This window comes from Enterococcus sp. DIV0724b, assembly GCF_050531475.1.
GTDB lineage: Bacteria > Bacillota > Bacilli > Lactobacillales > Enterococcaceae > Enterococcus_L > Enterococcus_L haemoperoxidus.
On record NZ_CP172890.1, the window covers coordinates 2,994,173 to 3,018,746 of the forward strand.

The 24,574-nt window shown below is 35.4% G+C and carries 27 protein-coding genes; 3 read left to right on the top strand and 24 right to left on the bottom strand.

Annotated features, from left to right (window positions below):
- Window positions 1–128 precede the first annotated feature (128 nt).
- The 17 genes from IGJ02_RS13875 to udk form a co-directional block, all read right to left on the bottom strand.
- On the bottom strand, window positions 129–1,448 hold the full coding sequence (locus tag IGJ02_RS13875) for a PTS sugar transporter subunit IIC (RefSeq protein WP_430602418.1): 1,320 nt from the start codon (window positions 1,446–1,448) through the stop codon (window positions 129–131).
- A gap of 123 nt (window positions 1,449–1,571) precedes the next feature.
- Window positions 1,572–2,234, bottom strand: coding sequence for a DUF4310 family protein (locus IGJ02_RS13880; RefSeq protein ID WP_010762578.1), 663 nt, complete (start codon window positions 2,232–2,234; stop codon window positions 1,572–1,574).
- Between the two features lie 24 nt (window positions 2,235–2,258).
- A complete protein-coding gene (locus IGJ02_RS13885) occupies window positions 2,259–3,041 on the bottom strand; it encodes a DUF4311 domain-containing protein (protein ID WP_430602420.1) in 783 nt (260 codons plus the stop codon).
- On the bottom strand, window positions 3,042–3,416 hold the full coding sequence (locus IGJ02_RS13890; protein WP_010762576.1) for a DUF4312 family protein: 375 nt from the start codon (window positions 3,414–3,416) through the stop codon (window positions 3,042–3,044).
- Window positions 3,417–3,442: 26 nt separating this feature from the next.
- Window positions 3,443–3,796 carry a glycine-rich SFCGS family protein gene (locus tag IGJ02_RS13895; protein WP_010762575.1) on the bottom strand — a complete coding sequence of 118 codons (354 nt, stop codon included), beginning with the start codon at window positions 3,794–3,796 and terminating at the stop codon, window positions 3,443–3,445.
- 56 nt (window positions 3,797–3,852) lie between these two features.
- Window positions 3,853–4,191, bottom strand: coding sequence for a PRD domain-containing protein (locus tag IGJ02_RS13900; protein WP_010762574.1), 339 nt, complete (start codon window positions 4,189–4,191; stop codon window positions 3,853–3,855).
- Window positions 4,188–6,065, bottom strand: a complete 1,878-nt coding sequence (locus IGJ02_RS13905; protein ID WP_430602421.1) for a BglG family transcription antiterminator — start codon at window positions 6,063–6,065, stop codon at window positions 4,188–4,190. The genes IGJ02_RS13900 and IGJ02_RS13905 overlap by 4 nt, the downstream gene beginning before the upstream one ends.
- Before the next feature lie 547 nt (window positions 6,066–6,612).
- The gene (locus IGJ02_RS13910; RefSeq protein WP_430602422.1) at window positions 6,613–7,587 is read right to left on the bottom strand and encodes a Gfo/Idh/MocA family protein; all 975 of its coding nucleotides are present in this window, start codon (window positions 7,585–7,587) and stop codon (window positions 6,613–6,615) included.
- Between the two features lie 298 nt (window positions 7,588–7,885).
- Window positions 7,886–8,227, bottom strand: coding sequence for a type II toxin-antitoxin system PemK/MazF family toxin (locus tag IGJ02_RS13915; RefSeq protein WP_010762571.1), 342 nt, complete (start codon window positions 8,225–8,227; stop codon window positions 7,886–7,888).
- 532 nt (window positions 8,228–8,759) lie between these two features.
- On the bottom strand, window positions 8,760–10,256 hold the full coding sequence (locus IGJ02_RS13920) for a PASTA domain-containing protein (protein WP_430602423.1): 1,497 nt from the start codon (window positions 10,254–10,256) through the stop codon (window positions 8,760–8,762).
- The gene (locus tag IGJ02_RS13925; protein ID WP_010762569.1) at window positions 10,249–10,923 is read right to left on the bottom strand and encodes an ABC transporter ATP-binding protein; all 675 of its coding nucleotides are present in this window, start codon (window positions 10,921–10,923) and stop codon (window positions 10,249–10,251) included. The genes IGJ02_RS13920 and IGJ02_RS13925 overlap by 8 nt, the downstream gene beginning before the upstream one ends.
- Window positions 10,924–10,935: 12 nt before the next feature.
- On the bottom strand, window positions 10,936–12,420 hold the full coding sequence (locus IGJ02_RS13930; protein WP_010762568.1) for an ABC transporter permease: 1,485 nt from the start codon (window positions 12,418–12,420) through the stop codon (window positions 10,936–10,938).
- A 93-nt stretch (window positions 12,421–12,513) separates the two neighbouring features.
- Window positions 12,514–13,143, bottom strand: a complete 630-nt coding sequence (locus IGJ02_RS13935) for an ATP-binding cassette domain-containing protein (protein WP_430602425.1) — start codon at window positions 13,141–13,143, stop codon at window positions 12,514–12,516.
- A gap of 47 nt (window positions 13,144–13,190) precedes the next feature.
- Window positions 13,191–14,531 carry an ABC transporter permease gene (locus tag IGJ02_RS13940; protein ID WP_430602427.1) on the bottom strand — a complete coding sequence of 447 codons (1,341 nt, stop codon included), beginning with the start codon at window positions 14,529–14,531 and terminating at the stop codon, window positions 13,191–13,193.
- Between the two features lie 57 nt (window positions 14,532–14,588).
- Window positions 14,589–15,686, bottom strand: coding sequence for a sensor histidine kinase (locus IGJ02_RS13945; RefSeq protein ID WP_010762565.1), 1,098 nt, complete (start codon window positions 15,684–15,686; stop codon window positions 14,589–14,591).
- Window positions 15,677–16,345, bottom strand: coding sequence for a response regulator transcription factor (locus IGJ02_RS13950; RefSeq protein WP_010762564.1), 669 nt, complete (start codon window positions 16,343–16,345; stop codon window positions 15,677–15,679). The genes IGJ02_RS13945 and IGJ02_RS13950 overlap by 10 nt, the downstream gene beginning before the upstream one ends.
- A gap of 178 nt (window positions 16,346–16,523) precedes the next feature.
- A complete protein-coding gene (gene udk, locus IGJ02_RS13955; RefSeq protein WP_010762563.1) occupies window positions 16,524–17,153 on the bottom strand; it encodes a uridine kinase in 630 nt (209 codons plus the stop codon).
- Between the two features lie 145 nt (window positions 17,154–17,298).
- Between udk and IGJ02_RS13960 the strand changes: the two genes are divergently transcribed.
- A complete protein-coding gene (locus tag IGJ02_RS13960; protein WP_010762562.1) occupies window positions 17,299–17,751 on the top strand; it encodes a GNAT family N-acetyltransferase in 453 nt (150 codons plus the stop codon).
- A gap of 56 nt (window positions 17,752–17,807) precedes the next feature.
- Here the strand turns inward: IGJ02_RS13960 and IGJ02_RS13965 are convergent, their stop codons facing one another.
- Window positions 17,808–18,491, bottom strand: coding sequence for a YjjG family noncanonical pyrimidine nucleotidase (locus IGJ02_RS13965; RefSeq protein WP_430602428.1), 684 nt, complete (start codon window positions 18,489–18,491; stop codon window positions 17,808–17,810).
- Window positions 18,481–19,236: a 16S rRNA pseudouridine(516) synthase gene (locus IGJ02_RS13970; RefSeq protein ID WP_430602429.1), complete on the bottom strand. Its 756-nt coding sequence runs from the start codon at window positions 19,234–19,236 to the stop codon at window positions 18,481–18,483. The genes IGJ02_RS13965 and IGJ02_RS13970 overlap by 11 nt, the downstream gene beginning before the upstream one ends.
- A 528-nt stretch (window positions 19,237–19,764) precedes the next feature.
- Between IGJ02_RS13970 and IGJ02_RS13975 the strand changes: the two genes are divergently transcribed.
- Complete coding sequence (locus IGJ02_RS13975; protein ID WP_430602430.1) at window positions 19,765–20,379, top strand: 50S ribosomal protein L25/general stress protein Ctc; 615 nt, start codon at window positions 19,765–19,767, stop codon at window positions 20,377–20,379.
- Window positions 20,380–20,548: 169 nt separating this feature from the next.
- Window positions 20,549–20,869 (top strand): DUF960 domain-containing protein, encoded by a 321-nt coding sequence (locus IGJ02_RS13980; RefSeq protein WP_010762558.1) that lies wholly within the window; start codon window positions 20,549–20,551, stop codon window positions 20,867–20,869.
- Window positions 20,870–21,061: 192 nt separating this feature from the next.
- On the opposite strand, the gene IGJ02_RS13985 is transcribed toward IGJ02_RS13980, so the two are convergent.
- From IGJ02_RS13985 to IGJ02_RS14005, 5 genes are all read right to left on the bottom strand, one after another.
- Window positions 21,062–21,310 carry a GlsB/YeaQ/YmgE family stress response membrane protein gene (locus tag IGJ02_RS13985; RefSeq protein WP_010762557.1) on the bottom strand — a complete coding sequence of 83 codons (249 nt, stop codon included), beginning with the start codon at window positions 21,308–21,310 and terminating at the stop codon, window positions 21,062–21,064.
- A gap of 37 nt (window positions 21,311–21,347) precedes the next feature.
- Entirely contained in the window at window positions 21,348–21,818 is a 471-nt protein-coding gene (locus IGJ02_RS13990) for an Asp23/Gls24 family envelope stress response protein (protein WP_010762556.1), read from the bottom strand.
- Between the two features lie 37 nt (window positions 21,819–21,855).
- The gene (locus IGJ02_RS13995; protein WP_010762555.1) at window positions 21,856–22,071 is read right to left on the bottom strand and encodes a DUF2273 domain-containing protein; all 216 of its coding nucleotides are present in this window, start codon (window positions 22,069–22,071) and stop codon (window positions 21,856–21,858) included.
- Window positions 22,072–22,084: 13 nt separating this feature from the next.
- Window positions 22,085–22,654 (bottom strand): alkaline shock response membrane anchor protein AmaP, encoded by a 570-nt coding sequence (gene amaP, locus IGJ02_RS14000; protein ID WP_430602432.1) that lies wholly within the window; start codon window positions 22,652–22,654, stop codon window positions 22,085–22,087.
- 254 nt (window positions 22,655–22,908) lie between these two features.
- Window positions 22,909–24,555 (bottom strand): peptide ABC transporter substrate-binding protein, encoded by a 1,647-nt coding sequence (locus IGJ02_RS14005; RefSeq protein WP_430602433.1) that lies wholly within the window; start codon window positions 24,553–24,555, stop codon window positions 22,909–22,911.
- Between the last annotated feature and the right edge of the window lie 19 nt (window positions 24,556–24,574).

Sequence of the window (24,574 nt, forward strand, 5' to 3'; positions counted from 1 at the left end):
AAATTTTGCAGGTAGCCACTTCTTTTCAATCATTACTTGACTAAGAATAAAAAATACAATAAACCAAATTATCATGACCTTAATCACCAAAGAGGATAGTAACACTACTACCCTCCCTCTCTTCTTAATTAAGCAGCTGATTTTGCTTTTTGTTCAGCCGCCAACTCTTCTGCTTCTTTGTCTAACTGTTGTTTTTCATATACTTTGAAGAATGGGTAGTAAATCGCCAAAGTAATCGCGAAATTAACGCAAACAAGCAGTGCTGCTGGTACGCTCCAGTTTGTACTCATCCAAGCGGCAATCGGCGCAGGTATGGCAAATGGTAAACGCGCTGCCATCATTGGGATCACATTTGTCACAGTTAAGAAATAAGAAAAAGTTGTTGTGATCAACGGTGCCACGATAAACGGAATCCCTAATATTGGGTTCATTACGATCGGTGTACCAAAAATCACTGGTTCATTAATATTAAATAATCCTGGTAGGAAGGACAAACGTCCTAAACTTTTCAAGTATGTTGATTTAGAAAACATCATTAAAACGACTAAAGCTAAAGTAGTACCGGCGCCACCGATCCAGATAAACCACTGTAAAAATTGTTCAGTAAAGATATTTGGCAAATTATGAACCGATGCACCTTCTTGGAAAGCAAGTGTATTCTCTGCAATCGACATATCCCAAAATGGTCTGATGATAGGTCCCATAATAGCTGGTCCGTGAATCCCTAAAACCCAGAAGAAACAAATCAAGAAGACGGTAAGTAGCCCACCAAATAAGCTGTTTCCAGCTAAGGTATCTTTCAAAGGCATTAATAACGTACTCAAGAAACCATTTAAGTCAAAACCAATCACATGACGAATCACCCAGAATAACAATAAAATCACAGCGCCAGGAATCAGCGCGATAAACGAATTGGAAACTTCTGGTGGAACACCATCAGGCATTTTTATCGTAATATCCTTTTGAATAAAGAAGCGGTAGATTTCCACAGAAACTAGCGCTGTAACAATCGCTCCAAACAACGAAGCGGAACCTATATTAGCTAAATTAATGTAACGGCCTGCACCAATAACATCTTTTACGTCTTCAAAAACACGAGTTGGTGGAGCTGCTGTGACCAAAAAGGCCATCACTGCTAAGATCCCACAAGTTAAAGAATCTAATCTATAACTCGTCGCCAAAGAAGAGGCAATACCAAATGTTGCATACAGAGCTAAAATCCCCATTGTATACCGAGATGGAATATCTAAAACTGCTTCATAGGGTTCAATAAATTTCATGTAAGCATCGATTGGAATATTCTGAAATACTGTGAAAAAAGCACCCACGATCGTCAAAGGCATAGTTGCAATAAGGCCCTTTCTGATCGCCGTCATATGCCTTTGAGAGCCAAATTTATTGGCGATCGGCATCAATTTTACTTCCATCCATTGCACAAAACCATTCATTTCTTTTGTCCTCCGTTCAAAAAATTAGTATGAATAAAAAATCAAATTATTTCCTATTCATAATAACATGGTAACATTATAATGTAAACGGTTTTCAAATGAATAGTGCAACTTTAATTGACTTTAACTAGGTAAATCAACTGGGAATATTGCACCAAAGATCATTGCACCTAAAATTGCACCACCAGCAATTGGTTTTTTCCACACATAGAAAATTACAGCCCCGATAATTGAGCCAATACCGATTGGAGCCGAAGCCCCACATGCACTAATAATGATCAAAGGACCTAAGAAACGGCCAGAAGCATTTCCAGCTCCCATCATGACATCCGCACCAAATGTAGAATTTGACTGATTGATTGTAAATTTCCGAATCATAATAATAATTCCACCGATAATCAATCCAAGAACCATCCCAGTTAGTAAGGAAAGTCCAAAGTTTTCAACGGGTGCTGTGATTCCCATACTTAAAAGAATCGCTGGAACCCCAATCCCAACTCCAGTTAAAATCGCTCCGCCAATATCTAAAATACCGACTAATGATCCTTCCAAAATACGTGCAAACAAGAAACTTGCCCCAAATGCCGCAGCTGCACCATAAGAGCCGCCGTCCATTCCAGCTTTTAACATCGCAACGATTGCCACTTCATTAAAAGCTCCCACGCCATGCTCTATATACATATGCGTTCCAGCAAACACACCTGCTGATAATAACCCGACTAAAATCGGAAATGACCAATCAGCAAACCAAAAATTCTTTTTTTCTAATTCTACTATTTCATCCATTAAGGTTCCCCACTTTCTATTTAGTTACTTGCCTATACTAAAAATATCATGCATATTTTGCAGCCAACCTGGAATCTGTAAACGGAAACTTTCGATCATTTGTAAATCGAATCCTCGGAAAAAAGCACTAAGTACAAATAATAGAATAACTGCTGCCATCATGCTTTTCGTTACTTTGTTCCAGCCGATTTCATCGACACCTTTACCAATTAGAATTCCTAGTACAACACCTGGAACTGCATTTCCCATGATCATCGTTGCAAGACCACCAAAAATTGTTGCCCAAAGTCCAGAGCGTTTTCCAGCATCAATCGCTGCTAACCAGAATAAAACTGGCATTACTGTATTGATCAATAAATTTGCTGCCGGTACTAAAACTGCAACCGCAGTTACTTGTAATGATTCTGGAATTGCAGAAGCCGTCGTATTCAAGAAAGCCACGACTAGCATCCCAACAATTGCACCTGAAATCCCCATTTTTTTCGGGTTATGCATTGTTTCAGAAACATTTTTATTTTTTACTAATAATGCTGCTGCTGCCCAGTTAGGAATCACACGGTGATCCACATCTTGAGTAAATGCTCCTGCTCCAACAGTTGATGCCCAAGCATTAAAGAAGAATCCTAGTCCAAATGAAAAATGACTGGCCGCATCTCCTTCACAAGCGTTCATTTCACCTAACGTTCTAAAAGCACCTAGTCCTTGTGTGCTTGGCGCATGGAACATTCTTGCAGCTCCTGCTCCTGCTGCAAATCCAACTAATCCCCCAATCAATAATGACTTGAGTAAAACGACTAAAACATCCATTTAATTTGCCCCCTTATGCATTCTGTTTTTCTTTCCAAAAGGGATTGGAAGACCATTTGGATCAGTAACTCTTTTTTCGATAAACGGAATTGTTTCCATTTCAATCAATGTAATTTCAACTTCAACATCCAACAATACACGATAATCTGCACGTGTACGAGGTAAAAAGAAAAAGAAAAAGCGCTCTGTAAAGGTTTCTTGTTCTGCTTTTACGATTTGAATATCCAGCGGTTCAATTCGAACGATCACATCATCTTTTTCTTTTAATACACGATTATGGATTTGATTCAACGCATTTGCAAAAGCCAGATTTTTTTCTTTTCCTGTCCCTTCGACCTGAATGACCTGACGCTTTTTAATTGTTACTTTTTCCATTTGGTTCTCCCCCTCCAGTTTTAATGTTAGGCGTTCTTTTTCAGATACGCTTCCACTATACGTTTCCCTAATTCTTCTTGATCCATAAAACCAAAACCTAATACCGTTTTACCATCATTGATTGCTGTCACACCTTCATCAATAGAACGCATACCGTGACGTTCTGGGTAGCCATATTTTGTAGCAGCTGTTAATGCACCTGCACCACCGCTTCCGCAAAATGAAATCCCTAGATCCGCATTTTCTTGTTGCATGACATCTCCTAAACGCATATCTGCACCCATTCCCGGCACAACAACTGCTTTGCCGCCAGCTGCTTCTACCCCTTTTGCAACATTTTGACCTTTACCTAAACGATCTGCAATTACTACTGTTATCATGATTTATTCCTCCAATTTTTTATTTAAACGTGCATCATTGATGCTTCTATTTTCTCTTATGCTTCATTTTGTCTTGCTGCTTCAAAATGGATCGATAATACATACATCTCGTCTTGCGGTAGATTTCCAATATGCTGAACAACTTGATCTGCAATCGCTAACGCTTCTTTAGATACTTCTTCAAACATTATTGGATCAACGCCAGACATTTTTTCATCTGCAATCGAGCGTTTGATCATTTCATTGACATGATTGATCAAAATCGTCCATTGTAATTCAGTCGGCTGAATTGCTTGTTCTACTAACAATGTATTGATTTTTTCCAGTGATGCTTCCAACTCAACTCTATTTGGGCTTTCATCAATGATTTTTTGAGCATCGTCATTTAACTTCATGTGTGCCCCTCCTCTCTTATATAATTCAATAAAGCAGTAATTTCTGCTTGATTAACCATTAGATCGTTTTTAGCAAAAATTCGTTCTATTTGTTCAACTAATTCTTGCTGTGCCAACAAAGTCTCTTTAACAATATTCCCTTCACTTTCGTATTGACTATCAAAAGTGATTCGATGGACCATCAGCATTACATGAAGTAAAAACGCTTCTTTATATTCTTGCGTCAATTTTTCAGCAAATGCTTTAAGTAATTCTTCATAGATCACATAGGTCCGTACAAGAATATCTCTACTTTCCGCTTCGATTCCTTGTTTTTCTTTTATTTGTTGACGAGGAATCAATCGTGGGACCTTGCCTGTTTTTGTATGCGTCAAAATTTTATTGACTTCCTCTTGAATACTATGAATATCTGCTTCTGTCGGTAGCGGATTCACTTTAACAAAAGGACGATTTACAATTTCGATTGGAAAAATACTTAAAACCAAATCTGGATTTTTTTCTTCTATTACATCTACTGCATTTAAAACGGATGCAAATCCAGCAATTTCAACATTTGAAACGTCTTCCATGATTTTTTGTTCAATCAAACTCGTCACACCTAGACCAGTTGAACATACATACACGATCCTGACCACATTGACTTCATGTAGATTTTTTTCATACGCAACCAAAAAGTGCAAAGCAATATAGGCAATAAATGAATCATTGATCAACAAGACTGAACCTTCGATATCACTTTGGCTGGCAAGCTGAATCGCTGAAAACAATTGTGGATACTTAGCCTTGATATCATCAACAAAGGGATTATACTCATTTATAAAAAGATGTTTCTTTGTTAGTCGTAAGGATAAATGTGCGAAAAGATTTGTAAATAGTTGACGATCACGATAGAAAGGAAAGTTGATTTCTTCAGACACATCTTTGATCAACTCTTCCGTCAGGCCAACAATGTCCTTTTGATTATTTGCAACGAACACATCACTATAGATATAGAAATATTCATCTGCTAAAAGTGGTAATTCATAATGATTGAAAACTTTCTTCATCAATAAAAACGGTAATTCTTGCTTTTGCTGTAATACTTTTTGATTCGTGAGCATTTTATAGCCACCAACCGTGTGATGCAGCTGCATTCTGGATGCCGCAATTGCCACACGTAATGTAATCGAGAGTATTTCAGCGTAATTAAATTGATCAAACAAAGAAGGATCTAACAGACCTGTCATTTCTTTTAACGCAACTTGATAGATTTTCTGAAAAATCGTATTGACCCCAACGTGAACTTCCTGCATTTTCTTTTGTTGTCCTGATTGAACAAAATAACTCATAATCTGGTAAATATCATATTCAGTTATTTCTTTTTGCGTGATATATTCCATCAACAAACGAATTTTGCTCTCTTCCCCAACAATAGAAAATCCCTGGCGACTTTGGCGATTAAGTGCAAGTTCATAATTGTGGATCAATTCTTCCACACGATCTAAATCACTAATGATCGTATTACGACTCACTTGAAGATCATCGGCCAATTCTTGTGAAGTTAAATAGTTAGAGGCTAATAACAAGCGAAAAATCAACTGATTGACTCTCAACTCTTGATCAGGATACGTTTCAAATCGCTCTACTTCAATAATTTCATTTTTCAAAGTCAATCTTTCTGAATCGGGTATCTCTAGCCAAATTCCTTTATTACGCCGCGTTTTGAGTAAAACATTTTGTTCTTTGAACCAATCGCGGACATTTTCTAAATCATATTTGATTGTCCGCACACTGACATGGAAGGTTTCTGCCAATTCTTTTGTTGTAACACTGTCTTCTAAATCTAAAAGCAATAACAAGATTTTTATTTCTCGTTTTGATAAGTGCAGTGACATATACTCACCAACTTTCTTTCCCTTACACTTGAACTATAGCTTGATTTTTATTGCATAACAACACAAAAAAGTTGCACTTACACAAGTGCAACTTTCTTAGTATACTATTATATTTGGAATATTTGTATTGCTCGAAACGTTATTTTATATGACATCCTTCTTATATTTCAAGCGAAATAGTACGGTTTGACGCCATTTTTACTTAGTGCAATATAAATTATCCATTATTGAATACTTTTTGCACCAACTAGTGCAACCATTTTTGCCATGGAGATAGATAACAAGAAAATACGATATATTTCACAACAAAAAAGAAGACCGAAGTCTTCTTTTTTGACGCAGTATTTATAAAAATAAATAGATAACATCTTCTCCACAAAAATATTTATCCGACACGCCTACATCCGGTAGGTATGATCTAACATATGTGCCTCTGCTGTTTTGTCAATCACTAGCCGTCAAAACGGAACAGCCGAAGCTATCTGATTGAGTCAACTCGTCGCATGAGGATTATTTTAACACAGATAAGCATCAATTGCAACTTCTTCTATATCAACTCATCCGTTTTTAGCCATTCTCTATAAAGTTGTTCTACTAGCTCTACTGTGCCTAAAGTCATTTTTTTAGTCATAATAGGACTTTCTAGCCACTTATTTTGAAGGCATTCATTAACATGTTCGACTTCAAAAACAAATTCACTATCAAACTCACCAATCAATTTTTCTTGATTTCCATCTTCATAGTAGATGATTGCTTGTTTCGTTTTCCAAAAATACGGAATTTCTATACGCCCTGTTTCTCCATAAATGATCATTTTACTTGGAATATCAATTTTTACTGAAATAAAAATAGTAGCCAAAGCTTGTTCATCAAACTTCAGAGCCAAATTTACCTGATCATCTGTTGCACCTTTTCTTCTTGTAGAACTACCATGGCACTCTTCAATCCCTTGATCTAATATAAACTGCATATATTGGATAGGGTAACTTCCTGACCCATGTAGCGTTCCACCACCTGCCTCTAGTGAATGGAACCAAGAGATGTGGTCAACGTTGGGATATGTCGTTACAGATTGTAGCCATTGGACTTTCCCAATTTTATTTTGCTGAATTGCTTTTTTTACTTGTACGCTAATCGGTAAAAAAACAGCTTTTTGGGCTTCCATTAAGAAACAGCCATTTTTTTCGGCTAAGTCAAAAAGTTCTTTTGCTTGCGCTAGTTTTAAGGTAAATGGCTTTTCAAGTAAGACATGCTTATGATATGTCAACGCCAATTTGGCTGCTTCATAATGTCCTTTGTTATATGTAGCGACATAAACAATATCAATTTCTTCATTCTTACATAATTCCTCGTAACTACCATAAGCTCTTGGAATATTCAATTGTTTTGCCATTTGTTCGGCTTTATCCAAACTTCTTGAAGCAATTGCGACAGCTTCTCCTACGCTACTTTTATTGATTCCTTCAACAAAACGCGGAACGATTTGAGCTGTGCTTAAAATTCCATAGCGGATTTTTTCCATTCTTATCGACTCCTTTGAACCTACTATAGCTATAAATCCTAAAAATTTCAAAGAGATTTCTTCTCTATTTATTTACATTCGATGATTTTGAATAAAAATAAGAGCGTGAAACAAAACTAAAAAACAGTTTTGTTTCGCGCTCTAAATCCGAATAAACGGCGAGAAAAAAGCAGATCTTTCGTCTCGGCCTCTTATTTTTTCATAATCCAAAAAAACATATTCGCAAAACATTCGACCTAATTTTTTACTTCTTTATTTACGAATATTTATGTATATCTTTACCTATGTACTACTCCCATTAACGAATACCAATACTTATTTTCAGTGCCTGGTTAACCTTTAACATATCGTCTTCATGAAGTTGACAAATTTTATGAAGGATTCGTTCTTTATCCAATGTTCGGATTTGCTCTAATAATATCAATGACGGTGTCATTCTTTCGTCATGCGGTATATCCACCTTAACCTGTGTTGGCTGCATTTTCTTATTCACATTCCTAGTTATAGGTGCAACAATCAACGTTGGACTAAATAAGTTTCCCTTATTATTTTGAATAATCAATACTGGTCTAATTCCTCCTTGCTCTGAACCAACAACAGGCGAGAGATTTGCATAAAAGATTTCTCCCCTTCGCATCATAATACTTTATCACCCCTAACTAACAAAACTGTTTTCGTGTAAATTATATCATGCTTTTTCAGTAGAATGTTTCCATATTTTGTCGCAACTCATAAAAACTTTGATAAACTCTATAAAAAAGAGGATTCCATGAGAAAAAAAACGAGCCTTTCTCCTTTAAAAAAAATAGAATAGTAATCTCTATTTTTTATTTTTAAATAACAAACATTATAGATTAAACCGCATAAATACAAATAAAAATCATAAAAATATTAATAACCTTCCACGGAAATGTTATATAGCAACCTAATAAAACTAAAAAATAACAAAATCAAAAGAATCAAATAAACCGTACTTTTTTCTAATTATACAAAAAATATGATTTAGATCTAAATATACCCATTTAAAAAAATAAATTTGATTTATTAATCAATTGTTCAAAAAAAACAATTCTCACCAAACTTTTATTTGTTTTTTGCCACTCTTTGCCTGACAAAAAGAAAGAAACTAGGAAATAATTTATCCTAGTTTCTTTCTTTAGTCTTATTTTACTTTATTTAGCCTCATTTTTGGGGGAAGTCCCACTTTCAGGACCTTTTTCAGAAGATTTAGGCGTGTAGTTTGACGCACCTGCTAAATTTCCTAAGCTGACATCCAACGATACAGTGTATTCCAATGGTACATATAAATTATAAGCACTCATGCCCACCACTGTGCCTTTAGGTTCTGCAGAGTCAACATATCTGACAGTGTATTGAATATTAGCGCCTTTTGATTGGAATTCGTCATAAAATTGCTTTTGCAAATCGCCTTCCACTGTACTCCCTCTTAAATCTTTAAGATAAGGTTGTCCAGCTGAATAGTAAACTTTTACTTTCAAATCATCTTTGCTTGTTAACTGGGTTCCTGCTTCAACACTTTGAGAAATCAATTGCCCATACGGAACATTATTCGTAAAGACACTTTTCGCTTGAACTGTCAGTCCTTCTATTGCTGTCCCAGCTTCTTCTTGGGTATAGTCTGCAAAGTTCGGAACAGTGTAGCCTTTGCCTAAAGATACTGTCACGGTCAAACTGTCTTTTTTAGCAACTTTTTGATCTTTAGCAATACTCTGAGAAATGATACTTTCTGCTGGAATTTCGGCTGAGCTTGCTTCTTCATACGTCACTTTTATGTCATTTGTTTTGGCCCAACTTTCAACTTCGGTCTTCATTTTTTTCGTAAAATCAGGAACTGAGATATTTTTTTCAAAGGTTTCTTTACCTTTAGAATAATACATATTGGCTTTATCTTTGCGCTTATAATTTTCTTTTGTCACTTCTTTATTGACGATTTCAAAGCGCGCAGCTTTGCCTTTTTCCAAGGAATCACTGTATTCATCGATTAAAGAAATATTTTCTGCTTTATTATCTTTAATCCATTTTTCAACTTCTGATTTTTTCATCGTCATAAAATCAGGCAACTTCAATTTTTCTTCTGGGTCAGCACCTGTACTTACGTTGATCGTTAATTCAGCACCTTTTTTGATTTTGCTGCCTTTTTTTACTTTTTGTGAGATTACTTTATTCGCTTCTACTTCTTTACTATAAGTTTGATCCACTTTTAATTTCACTTTATTTTCAGTTGCCCAAGTTCGTGCTTCGGCCAACTCTTTTCCAGTAAAATCCGGAAGAGCAACATGTGTCATTTGATAATAACCAAAATACAAGATACACAGGACTAAAAAGCTCCCAATTCCAATCAGTAAAAACTTTCGTTTCCTTTTCTTATGATAGGTCGGGTCTATTTCTGTTTCATCTGCTGACTGACTTCTACGTGTTTGAGAAGTTGTTTGTTGTTCCGTATTAGGAGTATCTCCTTTAGGTTCAGCTACATTGACTGGTCCTATTTTGTTTGGCGGCTCACTCGTTCTTTTATCAATCGGTTCATTGAGTGAAGATCCTGTTGCTCTCTGATTTGTTAGCTCTTCTTTATCAGTGTCTTCCTGTATCTTTTTTTCTTTGGTATTATCGTAATTCGATTTATTGAAATTAGATAAAAAATCACTCATTCAGCATCAACTCACCTTGCTTAAGAAAATAGGTTTTATCTGACTGTTTTGCTATTTCATTCGAGTGGGTTACAACAACCACACATTTATTATGAGTTTCAGCCAAATCTTTAAAGATATCCACGATTTCTTGTTCCATTCCTTCATCTAAATTCCCTGTCGGCTCATCAGCAAGAATAATATCGACATTCGTTGCTAAAGCTCTAGCGATTGCCACACGTTGCTGTTCACCACCTGATAGTTGTCCCACCAAGCGATCAGCTTTCGCTTTATTGATTCCGATATAATCCAATAAATTATATGCTACTTCACGATTATCTTTTGGCATATCATTGTCTGTGATCGACATCGCCACTAAAACATTTTCTAATGCTGTTAGATACGGAACTAAATTGTAACTTTGAAAAATAATACTGATATAGTCTCGGCGATATTTTTCAAGTCCAATTTTATTGATATTTTGTCCCTTGTATAAAACTTCGCCAGATTTGGGTTCATCCAATGCACTGATCAACGAAAGGAATGTTGTTTTTCCTGAACCAGATTGGCCTAGAATCGTATAAAATTGCCCTTGTTCAAAATTGATCGATGTATCTTGTAAAATCATTCGCCGCTTGTCTCCATCTTGATAAAAGTAGCTTACGTTTTTTGTTTGTAAAATAGTCATAATCGTTTCCTCCTACATCATGATTTTCTTTGGATTTAACCGCAAAACATACGTTAAAGGTAAAATCGCAGATAATAAAACTGTACTTAATCCTGCAATCAAGAACGTCACGATATAACTAATTGAGAATTTCACTTCATAAGCACTCGATACATCTTCCGTTGTTAATGTTGGCATATTCATTCCACCACCAACCACCATCGCACCACCTTGGCTTGCTGCATCGCTAGTTTGTGAAAATGCATCACTGGCAATCAAAGATTCTGAAACTAGTTTTCCAAGAATATTCCCTGTAACTAAGGACAAACACATAGCAACTAGACTAATGAGTAATAATTCAATCAGAATTTGTTGCATCACTTTCGCTCTTGTTTCGCCCAATGATAGATAAATTCCTAATTCATGTTTACGGTCACGTAAGAAGAGGATGACCACTAACGAAATGATCAACAAAGTGGCACCGATGGCTAAAAGCACTACGTAGCCAGAGATTTGAGACATTTTTTTAAATGTTCCGCCTACTTGATCATATTGATCACTTGAAGCTGTTAACTTATATCCGTCTGGAATCATTGATTTTACTTCTTCTTTAAAGGCTTCAATATCCTCTGGCGCTTTTAGTACGTATACAGGCGTGATTTGATTCATATCTTCAACTGACATATCTGTACCATCTGCTTTTTTATAGCGATCTGGTACTAGTTCTTTCCCTTTTTCAAATTCTATTTTGTTGATATTCATTACAGCATCATTTGGCATGTATAATGTATTAAATTGCGCTGTTTCCATGAACTGCTCTTGGATACCGCCTTTTTGATCTTTTCCATCTGATTTTTTCTTTTCAACACTCGTAGGTTCAAATATACCAATAATCTCTACAGGGTGGTCTTGAGATGCTAACTCTTCCGTCGATCCATCTTGTTTAAAATCCATGACTGAGCTATCTAATACTACTTTGTCCCCTACGTTGAAACCATTTGCTTCCGCAAATTTCTTTGAGACGACCGCAACATCTTTACCACTGTTGATTTCATCTTGCTTAAACATTCGACCTTCAACAAGATTTACCTTTTTATCTTTAAAATCCAATGGTTCTAGTAAGTTAGTTCCTTTAAGGCTCAGCGTCTGGGGCATACCGCCCATAGTCGACGCATTTTCCATTTCATAAGTTTTGATTTTTTTCACAAAAAGATTTGTCTGCACGTTATAGTCAAATTCTTTTACGTAGGTCGATTCACCCATTTTTTTAATGTCCTCAACCTTTAAAGCTGAGGGTGAAGATGATTGACCTTCATCCATTATCTTTTGATAATCCATCTCGACACTCACGGTTGCACCTAGGTCATGTTTGATTTTCTTTTCGACATTTGCAGTAGATTGCTGAATTGCGATTGATCCTGCAATAACATTTCCTAATATAAAAATAACTGCAAATAAAATAACTGATTTCCCTTTTCTTCTTGCAACACTGCACAGCGCTCGATTCCAATAGTTCATATATTCTTCCTTCCTACTTAAAACAATGAAGAATTAACTTCGGCAGATACCATCACACTATTCAGTTGAGTCAACAACACTCTTTGATAAATGCTAAAGCTTATCTTGTTCTACATTGTCTTTGATAAATGATAGTTTCCCACCATTCAATCCCCATAATTCGTCAACATATCCAGCAATCGCTTTTGATTGAGAGCTGATGATGATGCACTTATTTTCATTTTTTGCGTATATACGTATGTACTCCATGACCATATCTAATGAAAGTTCACTTAATGACTCAGCGGGTTCGTCAATCAAGACGATTTCTGGATCATTAACTATTGCTTTGGCCAAATAAACCCTTTGCTGGTTGGAAACAGATATTTTTTTGATTTTTTGATTGGCCACCTTCTCATCGATTCCTACTTTTTTTAAGGCATCATAGAAATAATCGTTTCCTTGTGTAACAGAGCTTGACGCGCATAATTTAAGTGCTGTCAAAGCTGTTTCATTTGAAAGTACATTGTACTGTTGAAAAACTGTGCCAATTTCATGCCGACGATAATTGTCTCGATCAATGTTCTCAAGATTTTGGTTTTTAAAAAAAATGCCACCTGAATTGACTTTATCAAGGCCTGCAAGCAATGCAAGCAAGGTAGTTTTTCCTGCGCCGCTTTTCCCTAAAATGCCATAAACCTTTCCAGATGAAAAACCGATCATTGTACCATTCAGTACAGTCATGTTGTTTTTCTTATACGTATATACTATATTTTTAAGAGAGAGAATCATCACTCGTCTAATTTCCTTTCTAACAAAAATTCAATTGATTCAAATTTAAATACTTTATAGCAGTCAATAGACATGATCGTAATCAAAAATAAGCTGGTAATTCCAAAAATAGTGATGAAAGAATTAGCATCGATCACCATAGGAATAGACGTTATGGATTCTTTTTTTTCACTAGCCACTAAACTAAATAGCTGGTCAATATTCCCCGTCAATCGTCTTTGATTTCCTAATTGCCAATCAGCAATTGGTTGTACGAATTCTTTTACAGCCACAAACGCTAAACTAAAACTAACGCACGTAACTATCACTAATTCAATTGCTCGACTTTTGATTATTTGTTGATTGGTTATTCCAATACTACGGAACACATAAATTTCTGTTTGCCGTTGTTTAAACTTCCGAATGGAAAATAATGCTAACCCAAAGTTACCGAAAATTAAGAATCCCAGCAGAATTGTTCCTGCCAGTGTCCCTAATCCATTAATAGGATTTAAAAATAGTTTCATGTTCGCTTCATTGGTCATCACTTGGTACTCACTAGGCAAACCGTTGGCTTTCATTTCTTTTAAAAATTCATCCAACATATCCGCGCTTTTTAATTCATACGATACGCTGTTATAACCTGAGTAATCAAACTCTTTCATAGCATCTAACGTTTCCCAATTCGTAAAAATATCATTTCCCTTAGCCCTCGCCAACTGACTTGTTCCAGATGCTTGGACTTGTTTATTCGGTTGATACATTCCGGCAATTACCAGTGTTTGTTTCTCCTTCTTTTCATTTCCTGTTAAAAATACTTGAATCGAATCTCCTATTTTAAGTTGATTCAACTGAGCAAATTCACTATTGACCAAACACTCATTGTGTTTTAGGACATTGCTTCCTGCACTGATTTCCATCCCACTTTCGGTGAGCTCTTTTACAAGATCAGCCGATTCAGCACCAATCCAATTAGCAGTGGCTTGATCGTAATGCTCTTCGCTTTCAATCCCCTTCACATTTTGAAACGGGAATGAGCTTGGGATTGCTTTTAACGTGTCAAATGAAATAGGCGTTGTACCAATCATTTTCATTCCATTTATATACTTAGACTCTCCAAATTTGATATATTGTTCTTTTGTTAGTTTTTTTTCATGCGTTAAATTACTTAAATCTGGTTCTAGAATTGTTACTATGGTCTTAAACTGCTTACTGTAATTTTTTGTAAATAGTTTAGCAGAAGAATAGATGGTGTTTGTAACCATTGTCCCAAAAATCAAAAGAAATAACATGACACCGACTAGTAAATAATTCCAAATATGTCTTCTAAGATTTAAGAAAGCATGTTTAAAGACGAACATGTTCTTGCTCTCCCCCTTTCTTGATACTACAATACCAAACCAATTGTTAACTGAATGTTAACTTTCGATAATTTGTGGAAATGATAGATAAAAAGTAGAGCCTTGATTTTGTTTACTTTCGACGTAAACAAAGCCTTGGCATAAATCACATACATGGGACACGACTGATAATCCGATACCATAACCATCTTGTTTTAGTCCGTTGATTCGATAATTATGATTAAAAATAGTTGCATGGACTTCTGGATCAATTCCTTTTCCATGATCTTTGATCTCAACAATAACACTACCTTTTTGGTTATTGACAGAAACTTCTATAGGTTTGCCGTTACCATACTTGATTGCATTATCTACTAAATTTGATACTGCCCGATAGATCCAACGATTTTTGCCAATGATCAAGGTCGATTCGATTTCATCAAAAGAAAATGTAAGCTCAGGATAACTTTTACGATACGTATCACAAACTTCAGCACAGATCAATGAAACATCGACCTGTTCACTCATTACTTCTTCCGTACTGTTTGAAAGAGTTAAGATATCATCGATACTATCCGTCAGACGATCGAGAATATGTAGATTGCCCGTTTCATTGTGTTCTAATTCCAAATTAGCTCTTAAAATCGCAATGGCATTTTTCTGTTCATGAGTAAGATAACTACTGAGTCTCTTATAATCTTCTAAGTTCCCATCAAATTTATCTTTTAACTGTTTGAATGCTTTAGCAACAGATTTATCTTCAACTTTATCTTCTGAAAATTTTTCTAAAAACTGTAGATCATGAATGATCGTAACCATTTGCTTCGTATAGATTCGTCGCAAAACAAACCATAATGTCATAGTCAACACTAAAATAGCTGAGCACACCGCTAGAACAATCATTGGCAAATATTTTAATAAACTATTCAAATAAATATCATCCAGCGCTTGTGTGCTGACTAATTCAGACGCTTTAAGTTCAATCGAGGCTGCCGGTTGTGTTTGGGCAATAGTTTCATTTGCATCGTTTACAATATAAATTGCTGAACCGATCGATTGACCGATATTCAGTGAACTCCAGTTACTTTTTACTGCAAAAAAGCCACCAGTGATAATCAAAATAACAAAAAAAGCAAAGGTCAACACAGTTAAACTGATTTTAAAATTTACTCGCATAATTGATATCCTTTCGCACGAATGGTTTTAAGTAATTCTTTTCCAGATGCTAAGGCAAGTTGTTTTTTTAACCTGGCAAGATGGACACGCAAGACAGAAGAAAATGGATCAAAATTTTCATCATAGACATGTTCGGCAATCACCTCTGTGGATACTACTGCTGGATGCTGTTGAGCAATACATAATAAAATATCAAACTCTTTTGGCTTTAACACAACTTCTGTCTCCCCATACAAAACAAAACGCTTTACAGGATCGATCATCAATTGATCGATCTTGATATTAGGCGATGATCGTCCATGAAAACGCCTAATAACCGCACGGATGCGCGCAACTAATTCCAATAATTCAAATGGTTTTACTAAATAATCATCCGCTCCAAAATCAAGTCCTTTTGCTCTTTCTTCAATTTCATCTCTCGCTGTAATGATAATGATTGGCGTATCTATAGTTGAATCTCTTAAAAAATTTAAAATCGATAACCCATCTTTATCAGGTAAATTCAAATCTAATAATATAGCATCATAGTTATTCACGTAGGCTTTTTCTTCTCCTTCTAATCCAGAAAAAGCCAGATCTACTAAGAATTTTTCCCGTTCTAATCCTTTTTGCACTGACAATGCCAGTTCACGATTGTCCTCAATAATTAAAATTCTCATCTAACACGTTCCTCTCTGAGCTAACTGATGTCCGAGTCAATAGTTATCTCATAAGATACTATATCTAAGAATGATTTGTCCATGTTTCCTTTTACTAAACTAGAATAAAATAACAAAAAAAACAATCGTATTCGATATGATCAAATACAATTGTTGTTTTTATAAAATAACGATCTATTTATAATTCATTTAAAATACTTGCTACTTTTGTTGTGATTAAATCAATCGCCACATGATTTTCTCCACCTTCTGGAACGATCACATCTGCGTAACGTTTCGTTGGTTCAATAAATTGATGATACATGGGTTTTACTACTGTTAGATATTGTTCAATAACAGAATCTAAGGTTCTTCCACGCTCTTCCATATCACGTTTGATTCTGCGGATGATGCGGATATCATCATCTGTGTCAACATAAAGTTTAATATCCATTAACTCTCTTAAACGGATATCCTCCAAAATCAAAATACCTTCTAAAATAATAACTTCTTTTGGTTCTTGAATGATAATGTCAGAACTACGTGTATGCGCAACATAATCATACACTGGTTTTTCAATTGTTTGATAGTTTATCAGTTGTTGTAAATGCTCGATCAGCAAATCCGTATCAAAAGCAAACGGATGATCATAATTAGTGGTTAATCTTTCTTCAAAACTTAGATGGCTTTGATCTTTATAATAAGAATCTTGTTCCAACATCATGATAGAATGATTGGGAAAATGATTGAAAATCGCCCGACTGACACTGGTTTTCCCACTGCCGGAACCGCCAGTAACACCAATCACGATTGGTTGAGTATTTTTCATTCAACGAAACCTCTCTCTTATGTGTAATAGTCATAATAACCTTTTTCTATTATAATAGAAACTAGAAAGAAAGCTACAGTTTTATCTATTTATTTTTTGAAATCTGTGGATTTTTTGACAGTTTAATCGGAAAGGAAATAATAGTATGACGATTAGAAAAATTCAAGTACTTCAAGCAGCTCACTATGATTTATTATTATTAGCTGATCCAGATGAACATTTAGTTGACGGTTATGTAAAACGCGGCTTATGTTTTGAAGCTCTTTCCAACGGAGTAATCGTAGGTGTTTTAGTCTTGCTTCCCACACGTCCTAAAACATTGGAGATCGTCAACATTGCTGTCTCTGAAACATCTCAAGGTCAAGGAATAGGAAAAACATTGATCCAGTTTGCATTAGCTCATGCTAAAAATCATCACTATCAAACAGTTGAAATTGGCACTGGCAGTACTAGCTTTGGGCAATTGTATCTGTATCAAAAATGTGGCTTTCGTATGACAAGTATTGATCGTGATTTTTTTCTACGTCATTATGAAGAAGAAATTATTGAAAATAAGTTAGTTTTGAAAGATATGGTGCGATTGAGCATTGATGTATAACTAGTAAAAACAGTGATCAAGTGGTTCTGAGAATCCTCTTGATCACTGTTTTGATATTATTCTAAAACATTAAATATATCGTCTAAACGACTAATTTCATAAGTTGGTTGAATCTCTTTCGTTGCTGGTTGTTTTGATGGATTTAACCAAAGAGTCTGAATCTTAGCCAAATTACCTCCCTGAATATCTGAAGCTAGTGAATCACCAATAATCAATGTTTTTTCCCGATCAAAACTAGGAATTCGTTCAAAAACAAAATCAAAATATTCCTTCATCGGTTTTTGATACCCCACTTCTTCTGATACAAAAATATCGTTGAAAAAAGCTGTCATATTAGAATCGTTCAATCGCTGATACTGTGTTTTAGCCACACCATTTGTCACAATATACAACTCATAATCTGGTTTAAGTCGTTCAATAATTTCTTTACTATTTCCCAGTAAATCGTGTCCTTGACTTAAATGATAGCGATACTGATCTCCCATCTTTTTACCGTCCACTTTTTTATTCAACTCAGCAAATAATAAACTGAAACGAGTATCTGTAACCGTCTTTTTATCTGTCTTCCCTTGCTCAAAGTCCCGCCACAATTGACTGTTGATCTTTTTATATGTTGCTTCTATTTCATCTGTTAAGGTCAGTTCTTCTTGTTGAAAAAGCGCCTGCAGTGATTTTTTTTCTGTTAGTTGAAAGTCTAGTAATGTATCATCAACATCAAATAATAATGTTTTAAATTTCATGTTCCACACTCTTTTCTTTTTTATGAATCGTAAAATAAGGGAGTAATGCCTGTAATTCTTCTTTGTTTAAAGAACGGTATTCACCTAAATCAAGTGTCTGATCTAGCTGGATTGGTCCCATCGATAACCGTTTTAAATAAATCACTTTTTTGCCTACAGATAAAAACATTTTTTTGACCTGATGGAATTTCCCTTCTGTGATATCTAAATAAGCATTACTTTTATTTTCTGTCGAAGACAAAATAATGAGTTCTGCCGGCTTACAGCGCTTACCATCAGAAAACACGATTCCCTCAGCAAAGGCTTCACAATCACGCGATGTTAACTGTTCATTAACGATAACTTCATAACGCTTTGAGACTTTTTTATGAGGCAACAATAGCTGATAGCCTAACTGACCATTATCCGTAATCAACAGTAACCCTTCTGTATCACGATCTAAGCGGCCGATAGGATAAAGTCCTGCTCTTTGATCACTTGTCTTGATTAAATCAATAACCGTTTGATACTGAGCGTCTTTAACAGCTGTCACAACACCTTGAGGTTTATTCAGCATATAATAAACATGGGTTTGTTGCTGGATTTTTTTATCTCCAACAAAAATTTCTTGTAAAGCTGCATCTACATTTAAGCTCTCATCCATCATGACCTGTCCATCGACCGTGACCTGTTTACTACGTATCAAGGCTTTGACTTTTCTTTTCGATCCGATTTTTTCTTGTTCTAATAATTTATCTAAACGCATTTACTTTCCTCATTTCAACTAACATTCTAGTATAAAAGTGAGAGAATGAAAAGCAAACAGGTTAAGAAAACGGTTCATTTCCACCTAAACAAAACTTTAAGTACTGTTTAAAAGACGTCTATTCTTCTTTCACTTCCCTTGACTTAACTTTGGATTCGCGTTATGGTTGATATAGAAAGTGAATAAGGTTTCTCAAAAACAGCGTAATGACCTGGGAGAGAATAAGGTATCATATGGAATTTTCCCCTGGATAATTGTGCACAATTATTCGGGATTTTTTGTTTTTGTTGTTCGTTTGTAGAAGCTGCTTGTTCGTTTCAAATTTGAACAGGAAAACCTTAGCTAAGTTTATGCTTTTACATGTTTACAATCTGCGTCAACAAAACTCCTTTTTTCCATCATGTTGCGTTTTGCAGATAACCAAATATAAATTCATTTTATTTATCTAGCTTCACGAGCTAGTCTCTCGGAAATTAGTGGAGACTAAATGCGCTCGTTCGGCTTTTAAATCAAGGAGGAATTTAGGTTATGTCAGTATCATTAGAAGTTAAAGAAAGAGCTGTCCGTCCACGTTCACTAAGAAATCAACTACGTCACACAGGTCAAGTTCCCGCCGTCGTTTATGGATTTGAAATTGAAAGTACACCTATTTCAGTTGATCAAAAAGAATTAACAAAAATTTTACGAGATAATGGTGCCAATGCTGTAATTACAATGACTATTGGTGGTAAAAAAATCAATACATTGCTGTTTAAAGCACAATTGGACACTTTCACAAATCAAATGAAGCATGTCGAATTTCTAGCTGTAAACATGAAAGAAACAACTGAAGTGGAAGCTGAGATCGTTCTTGTTGGTGAATCAGAAGGAGTTAAATCCGGTGGCGAACTAACACAAAACTTATATAATGTTTTAGTTTCAGCTACGCCAGATAAGTTACCAGAACGTGTAGAAGTCGATATTACTAAACTAGCAATCGGCGATGCAATTACAGTCGCTGACTTACCAAAAAGCAAAGATTACGATATTATTACCGATGGTGAAGAGCAAATCTTAGCCGTTACAGAAGCCAAAGCTGCAACAGAAGAAGAAAGCTCTGGAGAAGCTGCTGAACCTACAGTAATTGGTGAAAAACCAGAATAAATAATTGCTTAAAATAGATTTAGGGAGATGAGGTCTTTTGACCTTGTCTCTTTTTTACTACAGCCAATCGCAAGCTTTATATTTGCTTTTTTTATGAAACATGACAGAAGCGAGTTTTTACTAAATAAGGTATACTGGTGATATCAGATAGATAAAGGAGGTCATATAAATGGTTGAAAGTTTTGATAGTGAACGTAGTCGGTATGCTTCTTTAGGTGTAGTTGAAAGCTTACCTGCGGCTTTGATCGACAGTATCTGGCTAATCATTGATTTAGATTTGAAAGGCGTTATTCCGCTCACGAATATGCTGTATTTTGATTTGATCGATAATGGCGGAAACGTGACCGTTCATTTTTCACAAGAAATCAGCGACGTTCAAATGGCCGTTGACTTGCCTTTCCCTTATTATGAAGAATATCCATCTCAAGTCTTTGCTTTTGATGATGGCAATAAAGAAACAATTTTACTTCCGGCAGAAATGCTGGAATAACAACTTCAACTCAACAAAAAAGAGCGTGGATAAAACTAAAGATTAGTTTTATCCACGCTCTAAATTCGTATAAACGGCGAGAAAAAAGCAGCTACTATGATTAGCTTTGATCACATCAAAATCTAAGTGCTAAAGCACTAAGATTTGATGGCTTCGGAAATAAACACTTTTGTCTCGTCCTCTTTTTTTCGATTATGCCATTCGTTTTGCAATAAATGAATAAATCGCAATACAAATCACTGCACCGATCAGTGCGGAAATAATTGGGAAACCGCCGATAATCGGACCAAAGTTTCCTAAAAGCATTGTACCTACCCAGCTACCAATAAATCCAACGATGATATTACCAATCACACCACCCGGTACATCTCTACCTAAAATTGCTCCAGCGATGGCTCCTAGCACACCACCTACAATCAATGACCAAATAAAACTAAACATATTAAATGTCCTCCTCTAATTCAAATACAGCGAAATATTATTGTAATCCACGTGTATTATTTTCTTGTTTTTTCTCATTTTCGTTATCATCTTTTTTCTTGTTTTCAAATTTTTCTTCGTATTGTTCTTTTGACATGACATCATCAACATTCATGTTAAATTCAATAACATCCAAACCCGTCATATTTTTTACTTCATCTGCAACTTTTTTAGTTGCTGTATCAAATACTTGAGCAATATTTTTACCATATTCCCCAATTACGTCTAAATCGATTGCTACTTGTTTTGTTCCAACTTCTGCACTGATTCCTTTAGTTGGGTTGTTTCCATTCGTAAATTTATCGGTCAAGTTTGTAATTGCATTTCCGCTTAATCCCAAAATACCTGGGATTTCTGATACGGCGATACCAGCAATTTTTTTCACGACTTGATCGTCAAATGTTAATTTTGTTTTGATCCCATTTGCATTTGTTGCCTCAGTTGTGTTTCCATTTGCTTTGTTATCCATTTTCTTCTCAACCTTTCTGATTTTGATTCAATTTATTTTACCTTTCAAAAAAAGCTTGTATAGAAGCTAAAATTGAAGAGATAGAGCGTTTTTCATCTTTCGTTTTGCCAATAAGATAGCCGATTCCTGTTAAAGCGACAAGCAAAACGGTTTTCCAAAAGCCGATTGTCATAAAAAGTATGGCAACTAAGACGGCTAAAGTGGTGAAGACAATCTGATTGCGGTAAGGAGCTAATGGTAGTTGTTTTTTCATTATACTTCCTCCTTTAAACCACACGTGACTCTTTTTTACTGCTTGACAGTGGCAACAAGGACGATTCTGCTTTTTTCTTTTTGAAAATAACTTTTATCTTATTCGTCTTGATCATTGCCATGTTTTGCAACGCTTGTGGAATCAATTCTTGAATTTGTTTCCCACGACTTAAGAACTGCTGCTGTTTTTCATCTGCTATGGTGACTTCTACATCGGCAGTTTGTTTCTTTGTCAATCTTACTTTCACCTGTGCATCATCAACATTTACAATGCCATGTAATGAAGATTTAGCAATTGATTCCAGTGTGTTCAACGGCAAATTAACCTGTCCTGTGTCTTTTTTTATGTGGATTTGTTTTTTGGCGATTGGTTTGAATAGAATCATCAAAAAAGTCAACAACAAGACTGCTAGTAAAACAAAAAGTACAACCTGATAAAAGTAAAACAACCAGTCATATTGAAATAGTAAATTATTGAAAAACGTAGACACAACGCCTAAATCCACCATTTGAGAATATAAACCGACGATCCCAAAAATACCAGCTATTAATAATAAAGAGATAAATCCTTTGATCACTCGCATCGTTTTTCCCTCCAACGTTGTTTGTTCTTTTGCAAAAGTTTTCCTGTCTACATATTTAATGTTAAACGCATTATCCAACAATTACAAAAGATACGCATACTCTTTATTGGATTTTCCTATTATTTTCTCACATTCTATACGCTATAAATACTGGTATCAACATATTTAGCACTTCATTTTAACGAATAAAAAAAGTAAGTTGAGCTATAAGATAAATATCTTAAACATCAACTTACTTTTTAATTGGTTAACTATTATTCAACATAGGCTAAACGATAAGATACTGTTCTCCCAAAAGGAAAAACTTGCAGTTCTTTTAATTGATCCGCTTTTAGATAACCGATTGCTCCTTGGTAAAGCGGTAAAACAGCAGCATCTTTTTCGATCAGTGTTTCTTCTAATTCTTTCAATTTATCCCAACGTTTTTCTGGATCGTTGGCTAACGTGATCCTGGCATCATTCAATCCCTTATCGTATTCAGGATTGTTATAGCCCGCTGTATTCAAACCGCTCTTAGAATCATAAAATTCTAAGAAGTTGATCGGATCAGCATAATCTGGTGTCCATGTACCAAAAACTAAGTCAAAATTACCAGCTGTTTGTAAATCCAATCGGTTTTGTAATGGAATTGATTTTAAGGTGATTTTTAACCCGGGTAGATTTTGTTGTAACTGTCCTTGAACATATTCGATCGTCTTTTTTGCAAGTGCTGAATCGGCTGAAAGTAATTCTAATTCAATTTCATCCTTGCCTAATTCTTTCTTAGCGGTTTCCCAGCTTTTTTGAGCTGCTTTTAAATCAAACGGAAGAAAATCACCATTTTCCTTCCGGAAGTCTTCACCACTTCCAGGATCTTTGGCAAAATCTTTTGGTACAAAACCATTGATTGCAGTTGAGCCATCCCCTAAAATATCTTTGGCGAAAGTCTCTTTATCGATTGCTTGTAAAATCGCTTTACGAGCATTAACATTCCCAGTTACTTCTCGTTTATGGTTAGGGCTTAAATAACCAACCATGGCTTTTGGTGTAAAATGTGCTTGAGGTGAATCTTTATATTGCAACGCATACGTATCTGCTAAAACAGTGTAATCTAAATCACCTGCATCAAACAGATTTGTTCCTGTACCGAGCTCTTTGACTACTTGAACATCGATCGTATCTAACTTGACATTTTTTTGATCCCAGTAGTCTTTATTTTTCGATAATTTCCAATTTTCTGTATTGCCATCCCAACCAGAAATCACAAATGGGCCATTGCCAACAAAATTATCTGCTGAAGTGCCATACGCTTCGCCCTTTTCTTTGACGAATTTTTCATTTTTAGGCATAAAGGGTGTTCCTACTAAGACTTGCGCTAAATAAGGGATTGGATATTCTAACGTCATTTCTAAGGTCTGATCGTCAATTGCTTTCACACCAAGTTCATCCAATTTAGCTTGTCCTTCACGAATTTTTCGTCCATTTTTGAAAATATCCATTTGGTTACTACTACTTGAACCAAAGCTTGGATCCACAACATTTCTAAATGAAGAAACAAAATCACCCGCTACAACAGGATCCCCATTACTCCATTTTATCTCTTTTAATTTGAAGGTATAAACTAATCCATCATCACTAACAGTCGGTTCACTAGCAGCAACTGCTAATTCAGGGTCATGGTTTTTATCCATACGATATAGCCCTTCAACAACTTGACCGATCATATCTGAACTGTAAACATCTGTATAGTGAGCGCTATCCAATGTTGATAATTCTCCACCTGAAGCGACTTTGATCACTTGTGTTTGATCCGTTTTACCACTATCTGTTTTTTCACCAGATGTATTTGTTCCTTTTTCCCCACTACAAGCAGTCAATAACAAACTGGCCGCCAATACAAAAACACCAAACTTTTTCTTCATTATCTAATTCCTCCTCTTT